At 65.0% G+C, this 8,106-nt stretch carries 10 protein-coding genes; 8 read left to right on the plus strand and 2 right to left on the minus strand.

Annotated features, from left to right (window positions below):
* The first annotated feature begins 45 nt into the window (after positions 1-45).
* Complete coding sequence (locus ATI53_RS08370) at positions 46-1,218, plus strand: cytochrome P450 (protein ID WP_111550183.1); 1,173 nt, start codon at positions 46-48, stop codon at positions 1,216-1,218.
* Here the strand turns inward: ATI53_RS08370 and ATI53_RS08375 are convergent.
* Positions 1,215-1,685, minus strand: coding sequence for an Lrp/AsnC family transcriptional regulator (locus tag ATI53_RS08375; RefSeq protein ID WP_190323944.1), 471 nt, complete (start codon positions 1,683-1,685; stop codon positions 1,215-1,217). The genes ATI53_RS08370 and ATI53_RS08375 overlap by 4 nt on opposite strands.
* 137 nt (positions 1,686-1,822) lie before the next feature.
* On the opposite strand from ATI53_RS08375, the gene cobA reads away from it, so the two are divergent.
* The 7 genes from cobA to infC all read left to right on the plus strand — a co-directional run bounded on the left by cobA (position 1,823) and on the right by infC (position 7,572).
* Complete coding sequence (cobA, locus tag ATI53_RS08380; RefSeq protein WP_111550184.1) at positions 1,823-2,593, plus strand: uroporphyrinogen-III C-methyltransferase; 771 nt, start codon at positions 1,823-1,825, stop codon at positions 2,591-2,593.
* Complete coding sequence (locus ATI53_RS08385; RefSeq protein WP_009502852.1) at positions 2,593-2,892, plus strand: DUF2849 domain-containing protein; 300 nt, start codon at positions 2,593-2,595, stop codon at positions 2,890-2,892. Before cobA ends, ATI53_RS08385 begins: the two co-directional genes overlap by 1 nt.
* A gap of 95 nt (positions 2,893-2,987) precedes the next feature.
* Positions 2,988-4,661 (plus strand): nitrite/sulfite reductase, encoded by a 1,674-nt coding sequence (locus tag ATI53_RS08390; RefSeq protein ID WP_111550185.1) that lies wholly within the window; start codon positions 2,988-2,990, stop codon positions 4,659-4,661.
* A 6-nt stretch (positions 4,662-4,667) separates the two neighbouring features.
* Positions 4,668-5,459: a phosphoadenylyl-sulfate reductase gene (locus tag ATI53_RS08395; protein ID WP_111550186.1), complete on the plus strand. Its 792-nt coding sequence runs from the start codon at positions 4,668-4,670 to the stop codon at positions 5,457-5,459.
* Positions 5,456-5,839: a DUF934 domain-containing protein gene (locus ATI53_RS08400; protein WP_009502855.1), complete on the plus strand. Its 384-nt coding sequence runs from the start codon at positions 5,456-5,458 to the stop codon at positions 5,837-5,839. Before ATI53_RS08395 ends, ATI53_RS08400 begins: the two co-directional genes overlap by 4 nt.
* Positions 5,840-5,934: 95 nt before the next feature.
* The gene (locus ATI53_RS08405; protein WP_111550187.1) at positions 5,935-6,789 is read left to right on the plus strand and encodes a ferredoxin--NADP reductase; all 855 of its coding nucleotides are present in this window, start codon (positions 5,935-5,937) and stop codon (positions 6,787-6,789) included.
* A gap of 105 nt (positions 6,790-6,894) precedes the next feature.
* Positions 6,895-7,572: a translation initiation factor IF-3 gene (gene infC, locus ATI53_RS08410; protein WP_009502857.1), complete on the plus strand. Its 678-nt coding sequence runs from the start codon at positions 6,895-6,897 to the stop codon at positions 7,570-7,572.
* A 196-nt stretch (positions 7,573-7,768) separates the two neighbouring features.
* Here the strand turns inward: infC and ATI53_RS08415 are convergent.
* Positions 7,769-8,106, minus strand: a 338-nt coding sequence (locus tag ATI53_RS08415; RefSeq protein WP_146609899.1) for a transposase, incomplete at its 5' end; no start/stop codon positions are given.

Genomic DNA, 8,106 nt, shown 5'->3' on the forward strand with positions numbered 1-8,106 from the left:
AAGCGCGGCCTTGCGCGGCAGGCGCCCAGACGGCAGGGTCGCGCCATGCAAAGCCTGTCACACGCGCCCACCGATCCCGCCTTTGTGCAAGACCCCTATCCGTTTTACGACCGGCTGCGCGCCGCGGGCGATCTGGCGCTGTGGAGGGACTACGGACTGATCTGCGCCACCTCCCATCGCGCGGTGCATGCGCTGCTGCGCGACCGCCGCTTCGGGCGCGAGATCCCGGCAGAGCTGGTCATGCCCGTGCCCGAGCACCTGCGGCCCTTTTACCGGATCGAAGACAATTCGATGCTGGAACTCGAAGCGCCGCGCCATCCGCGCCTGCGCGGGCTGGTTCTGCGGGCCTTTACCACACGGCGGATCAGGGATCTCGGCCCCGATATCGCGGCGCTGACCCACCGGCTGATCGACGATTTCCCCGAAGGAGAGGTCGACCTGCTGCCCGCCTTCTGCCAGCCGATCCCGGTGATCGTGATCGCGCGGCTGCTGGGGGTGCCCGACAGCATGGCACCGCAACTTCTGGACTGGTCCAACGCGATGGTCGCCATGTATCAGGCCCGCCGCACAGCTGAAATCGAACACGCCGCAGCCAGAGCCGCCGCGGATTTCGCGCTGTTTCTGGAAGGCTACATCGACCGGCGCCGCGCAACCCCGCGCAACGACCTGCTGACCGATCTGATCGCCGCCGAGGAAGCGGGCGAACGCCTGACCACGGATGAGTTGATCGCCACCTGCGTGCTGTTGCTGAACGCCGGGCACGAGGCAACGGTGCACACAATGGGCAACGGCATCAAGACCCTGCTGGAAACCGGCACCGCGATCACCGCGGCCAACGCCGCCCCCGTGGTCGAAGAGATCCTGCGCCACGACCCGCCGCTGCACATGTTCACCCGCTATGCCTATGAGGACGCCGCGCTTTTCGGACACCGCTTCCGGCGCGGCGACAAGGTTGCGCTGTTGCTGGGCGCGGCGGGGCGCGATCCGCATGTGTACGCGGAGCCGCAGCGGTTCGACCCCGCCCGCGCCGCGCCCGCCCATCACGCCTTTGGCGGCGGGCCGCATTTCTGCGTCGGCGCGCCGCTGGCCCGGCTGGAACTGTGCGTGGCGCTGCCGATCCTGTTCGCCCGCCTGCCCGGCCTGAGACTGAGCCAGCCACCGCGCTACGGCGATGTCTACCATTTCCACGGTCTGGAAAAGCTGATGGTGCGCCGCTAAACCGGCAGCGCGGTGGTGTTCTTGATCTCTTCCATCGACAGCAGGGCGGTGACGTTGTGCACCTTCACCTCGGCGATCAGCGACTGATAGAACACGTCATAGGCCCGCGCATTGGCCACCCGTACCTTGAGAATATAGTCGATGTCGCCCGCCAGACGGTGCGCTTCCAGCACCTCGGGGCGGATGCGCACCGCATGCAGGAACCGCGCCTGCCAGCCGGTGTCGTGTTCGGACGTGCGCACCAGCACAAAGAAACAGGCCTCGAACCCCAGCTTTTCCGCATCGGCGATCACCACCTGCGGGCCGATGATACCCGCCTCGCGCATCTTGCGAATCCGGTTCCAGACCGGGGTCTTGGAGGCGCCCACCACGCGCGCGATCTCATCCAGAGACCGGCCCGCGTCGGACTGAAGCTCACGAAGGATTTTCCGGTCGGTTGCATCGAGCTGCACGGGTTTTCCTTTCATCACGCCAGAACAGAACAATGTTCCGGATGTCCCTGGATAGCCCGCCGCTCCTTCCTTTTCAATCCGCCTGACTGTCCAAAAACCGGGATAATGTTCTATATAGGATGCATGACCAGAGACCACCGGAGCCCGCGCCCATGACGCAGCATCACCACAGCCTGCCCCAGGGCGAGGTCGCCTTTGTGGGCGCAGGCCCCGGCGATCCCGAATTGCTGACCCTGCGCGCGCTGCGCCTGCTGACGACCGCCGAGGTCGTGCTGCACGATCACCTCGTTCCGGACGACATCCTTGCGCTGGCGCCACAGGCCCGCATGGTCGCCGTGGGCAAGGCGGGCTTTGGCCCGTCGATGAAACAGGATGACATCAACGCGCTGATCATCGACCACGCCCGCGAAGGTTACCGGGTGGTGCGGCTGAAATCCGGCGATCCCGGCGTGTTTGGCCGCCTTGACGAGGAAACCACGGCGCTGGACGCCGCCGGCATCGCGTTTCACGTTACCCCCGGCCTGACCGCCGCCAGCGCCGCCGCCGCCTCGCTTGGCGTGTCGCTGACCCGGCGCGGGCGCAACAGCGATCTGCGTCTGCTGACCGGCCACGACGTCAAAGGGTTTGCCGAACAGGACTGGCGCGCCCTTGCCCGCCCCGGTGCGGTGGCCGCGATCTACATGGGCAAGCGCGCCGCGCGGTTCCTGCAAGGGCGGCTGATGATGCATGGCGCCGATCCGCAGACGCCTGTGACGGTCGTCGCCAACGCCGCGCGCCCCACCGAACGCCGCCTTCCCGCCACCCTTTCCAGCCTCGCGGCCGATCTTGACGCAAGCCATATCGACGGCCCCGCCGTGCTGCTGCTAGGGCTCGCCCCGCGCGACGCGCAGACCATTCGTGCCAACCGACAGGAAGCTCTCTGATGCCCAAGGCCTTTACCCCCAAGGTGATCACCGCCAACGCGCTTGTCGAAGGCGACGTGGTCTATCTTGCCGCCGACGATTCCTGGGTGCGCGCCCTGCGCGACGCCGAGGTGTTCACCGACGAGGCCGTCGCACAGGTCCGTCTGCTGGATGCGCAATCGCGCCCCGCCGAGGTGGTGGGCGTCTATCTGGCCGACGTGGCGCCGTCACCCGACGGGCCGCAGCCGGTGCATTTTCGCGAGGCGTTCCGCGCCAGGGGTCCGTCCAACCACGCCCATGGCAAACAGGAAACCGCCTGACCCCGCCGGGCCCGACCCCGCCAGGATCGGCACGCGACCCCATACAGCGACCCCACAAGCGGCGCCCCCTCGCCGGACGCCGCAGGAGAGACCAGATGTACAGCTACACCGACTTCGACGCCGCCTTCGTGGCGACGCGCAACCGTCAGTTTCGCCACCAGGTCGAACGCCGCATCTCCGGCGCGCTGACCGAAGATGAATTCAAGCCGCTGCGCCTGATGAACGGGCTGTACCTGCAGCTGCACGCCTACATGCTGCGCGTGGCGATCCCCTATGGCACGCTGAGGAGCGCGCAAATGGATCAGCTCGCGCTGCTGGCGGAAAAGTGGGACAAGGGCTATGGCCATTTCACCACCCGCCAGAACATCCAGTACAACTGGCCCGAATTGCGCGACGTCCCCGACATGCTGGATGCGCTGGCCGAGGTGGGCATGCATGCCATCCAGACGTCGGGGAACACCATCCGCAACGTGACCGCAGATCATTTCGCCGGCGCCGCCGAAGGCGAGGTCGCAGACCCCCGCCCCGTGGCTGAATTGCTGCGCCAATGGTCCACCGACCACCCGGAATTTCAGTTCCTGCCGCGCAAGTTCAAGATCGCCGTCACCGGCTGCGACGCCGACCGCGCCGTCATCAAGGCGCATGACATCGGCATTCAGGTGGTCCGGCAGGACGGTCGCATCGGCTACCGCGTGCTTGTGGGCGGCGGGCTTGGCCGCACACCGATGATCGGCAAGGAAATCGCGCCCTTCGTGGCGCTTCCCAATCTGCTGCCCTATGTCGAGGCAGTGGTGTCGGTCTGGAACCTGCTGGGCCGGCGCGACAACAAGTACAAGGCGCGCATCAAGATCACTGTGCACGAACATGGCATCGACGAGATCCGCGCCCTTGTCGACCGGCGGTTCCAGGAAACGCGGGCAGCCTTTGGCGGCGACGCGCTTGATATTTTCGACGATATCGCCGCGCAATTTCTGCCGCCCGCCTTCCGCAACGCGCCCACCGACGCGTTCGATGCGGCCTGTGACGCCGACCCGACCTTCCGCGCCTGGGCCGACACCAACCTGTCGGCGCACCGCGCACCGGGCTATGCCATCGCGCAGATCTCGCTCAAGGCGCATGGCGAAACGCCCGGCGACGCCAGCGCCGAGCAGATGCGCGTGATGGCCGATCTGGCCCGCACCTATGGCCACGATGAGCTGCGCATCACCCACGAGCAGAACGTGGTGCTGCCACATGTGCACAAATCCGACCTGCCGGCGATCCACAAGATCCTCAAGGCGCATGGGCTGGCCACCGCCAACATCGGGCGTATCTCGGACATCATCGCCTGCCCCGGCATGGATTACTGCGCGCTGGCCACGGCCCGGTCGATCCCCATCGCGCAGGAAATCGCCACGCGGTTCGACGAGCTGAAGATCGAGAACGACATCGGCGAGCTGAAGATCAAGATCTCGGGTTGCATCAACGCCTGCGGTCACCACCATGTCGGCCATATCGGCATTCTCGGTCTGGATCGCGCCGGCGTGGAAAACTACCAGATCACCCTGGGCGGGGATGCCACCGAAACCGCCGCCCTTGGCGAGCGCACCGGCCCCGGCTTTCCCGCCGAAGGCGTGGTGCCGGCGATCGAACGCATCGTGGAAACCTACATGGCCGAGCGCACCGGCCCCGAGGAATCCTTTCTGCAAGCCTACAGGCGGCTCGGGATGGACCCGTTCAAGACCGCCCTCTACGGAGAGGACGCGGGCAAGAAAACCCGCGCCGCGTAATCCGGGATGACCTTTCATCTTCCCACAAACGCGGCGGCCGAAGGCATCCCCGCGCACAGCCCGGCCGAACTGGCCGACCTGCGCGCGCGGGTGGATGCGCTCAACATGCGCTATCGGCACCACGGCGCGGTGTCGGTGCTGACCGGCGCACTGCGCGACCCCGAGGCCGGGGATATCGCGCTGGTGTCATCGTTCGGGGCGGAATCGGTGGCGTTGCTGCACCTTGTGGCGATGATCGACCGCACCACCCCGGTGCTGTTCATCGACACGCGGCTGCTGTTCGGCGAAACGCTGGCCTATCAACGGGATGTGGCCGAGCGGCTGCACCTGTCCAACGTGCGCATCATCCGCACCGATTCCGCCACGCTTCAGGCGCAAGACCCCAACGACGATCTGCGCGACGCCAGCACAGATGCGTGCTGCACCCTGCGCAAGACCGTGCCGCTGGAAAACGCGCTGCAAGGGTTCGACGGCTGGATCACCGGGCGCAAACGGTTCCAGTCCTCGACCCGCGCCGCGCTGGAATTCTTCGAACTCGAAGACACCACCGGCCGGATCAAGGTCAATCCGCTGGCCCACTGGGCGCCCGAGGACGTGCGCGCCTATATGGATGAAAACCGCCTGCCCCGGCATCCGCTGGTGTCGCAGGGCTATCCGTCCATCGGCTGCTGGCCCTGCACATCCAAGGTGGCCCCCGGCGAAGACGCCCGCGCGGGTCGCTGGCGGGGCGAGCAGAAAGAAGAATGCGGTATCCATTTCGAAAATGGCCGCATGGTACGCAAAGGACCAAGCACATGAGCGTAATCGTGACCGACACGGGCTTTGGCCCCGACGACTGGACCCCCGGTTTCGAGGGCGCGGGCGTCCTTGACCTGCCGTCCGACACCGATCCCGCCGATCTGTCCGCCCCCGAGGGCACGCGGATGATCCGCATCGACTTTCCCAGCTTTGCGGACGGGCGCGGGTTCACGCTGGCGCGGCTGTTGCGCCTGCGCGGTTATACCGGGCGCCTGCGCGCCAAAGGCCATGTGATTTCCGATCAATACGCCATGGCGCGTCGGTCCGGGTTCGACGAGGTCGAAATCAGCGACGAGCTTGCCGCCCGCCAACCCGAAGCCGACTGGCTTTTCCGCGCAAATTGGCGGCAACACGACTATCAGGCGCGCCTGCGCGGTTAAGTCGTCTTTCCTTTACATCAATCAGGCTCTAGAAAGGACTCGGGATTTGTTTGTGTGCGAATGATATTCGCCCCACAGATCCCGATGTATCAAACATGACCGAGATGACACCCGTGACCGACACCAACGCCATCGACGCCAAAAAGCCCGTGCTGCCCGACGCTCAGACCGTGACATCGGTGAAACACTGGACCGACCGTCTGTTTTCGTTCCGGGTGACGCGCCCCGCCAGCATGCGGTTCCGGTCGGGCGAATTCGTGATGATCGGCCTTATGGGCGACCCCCACCCCACGACGGGGAAGGTCAAGCCGTTGCTGCGCGCCTATTCCATCGCCTCGCCAAGCTGGGGCGAAGAACTGGAATTCTATTCGATCAAGGTGCAGGACGGCCCGCTGACCTCGCGGCTCCAGCACATCAAGGAGGGCGACAAGATCATCCTGCGCCCCAAACCCGTCGGCACGCTCGTGCATGACGCGCTGCTGCCCGGCAAGCGGATCTGGTTCTTTGCCACCGGCACCGGCTTTGCGCCCTTTGCGTCGCTGCTGCGCGAGCCCCAGACCTACGAGGATTACGACGAGGTCGTCATTACTCACACCTGCCGCGAGGTCGGAGAGCTGAAATACGGCGCGGACCTGATCGAAAGCCTGAAAACCGACGCGCTGTTGAACGAAGTCATCGGCGAAGGTTTCTGGAAGAAGATCAAGTATTACCCCACCACCACGCGCGAACAAAGCCCCAAGATGGGCCGCATCACCGATCTGATGCGTTCGGGCGAGGCGTTTTCCGATCTTGGCGTGCCTCCGCTGTGCCCGGAAACCGATCGCGCGATGATCTGCGGCAACCTGGCCTTCAACCTTGAGCTGAAGGAAATGTTCGAGGAATACGGACTTGAAGAAGGCGCCAACAGCGACCCCAGGCATTACGTCGTTGAAAAGGCGTTCCTGGACTGATCTTTTCGGGCGGGGCCAGCGCAGACCCGGACCGACCGGGCTCGCTACGATGACCGGCCCGCGCCCCGGCTTTGCGCACAGACGGCAGCCGGGGCGCCCCCCGATATGCGCGTTCCAAAGCGGCCGCGGCACGGATCAGGCGCCGATCTGCGCGCGAACCCCGATTTGCCGCTTGAAACACGGGCGTTCGGGGACTATTTTGCGCCTTCAAAGCATCACGGTAAAAGGACCGATACCATAGCCCGCAGACCTCACAACGCGCCGCCCCAGCGCGACACCGGCCCCCGAGTCAACGACCGTATCCGGGCCCCCGAAATCCGGCTTATCGGCGCCGAAGGCGAAAACCTTGGCGTTCAGCAGCCCCGTCGCGCCATGGAACTGGCCGAGCAGGCCGGGCTGGACCTGGTCGAGATTTCGCCCAACGCGAATCCGCCGGTCTGCAAGATCATGGATTTCGGCAAGTTCAAGTACGAGACGCAAAAGCGCGAATCCGAAGCGCGCAAGAAGCAGAAGATCATCGAGGTCAAAGAGGTCAAGTTCCGCCCCGGTACCGACATCCACGACTACGACGTGAAGATGCGCAATGTGTTCAAGTTTCTTGAAGGCGGCGACAAGGTCAAGATCACCCTGCGGTTCCGCGGGCGCGAAATGGCGCACCAGAACCTCGGTCGCGAGCTGCTGGAACGGGTGGCAGCGGACGTCAAGGAGCTTGGCAAGGTCGAAAACATGCCGAAGATGGAAGGCCGCCAGATGATCATGATGATCGGACCGGTCGCCAAATAAGGCCACGGCGTCTTGCAGGTGCTGGGACCCGCCGCTGTGTCGGCGGGTTTTTCTTTTGGGAAAAACCGGCCTGAGAAGAAACCGGCCCGAGCGGGAACGGGTCCGAGGGGAAACCCGCCGGAGGGGGAACCGGCCTGAGGCGGGGACACAAATTCACCCACCCAGGCCCGTCCTGCCCCTAAGAGTCCGTCCGAGATCATATCCTTTCTTGGCAAAGCCTTCGCAGCATTGATCGAATGGACGCCCATCGCAGGAACGCCAATGCGTTCTGGTTCAGGCACTCCCAGTCCTTGGCCAGGCGGCGGCAGCGATTGAGCCATCCGATGGTCCGCTCGACCACCCATCGCCTGGGCAGGACGACGAATTTGCCGGCATCCGTCCGCTTGACGATCTCGACATTGATCTTGCGGCAAACCTTCTTCAATTCCTCCTGAAACTTCGGCCCCTGATAGCCGCTGTCGGCATAGAGTTTCAGCAAGGAAGGGTACCGGCCGAAGAGCGCGCCCATCAACAGGACGCCGCCGTCACGGTCCT

It is taken from the genome of Salipiger aestuarii, assembly GCF_003259905.1.
GTDB classification, from domain to species: Bacteria; Pseudomonadota; Alphaproteobacteria; order Rhodobacterales; family Rhodobacteraceae; genus Salipiger; species Salipiger aestuarii.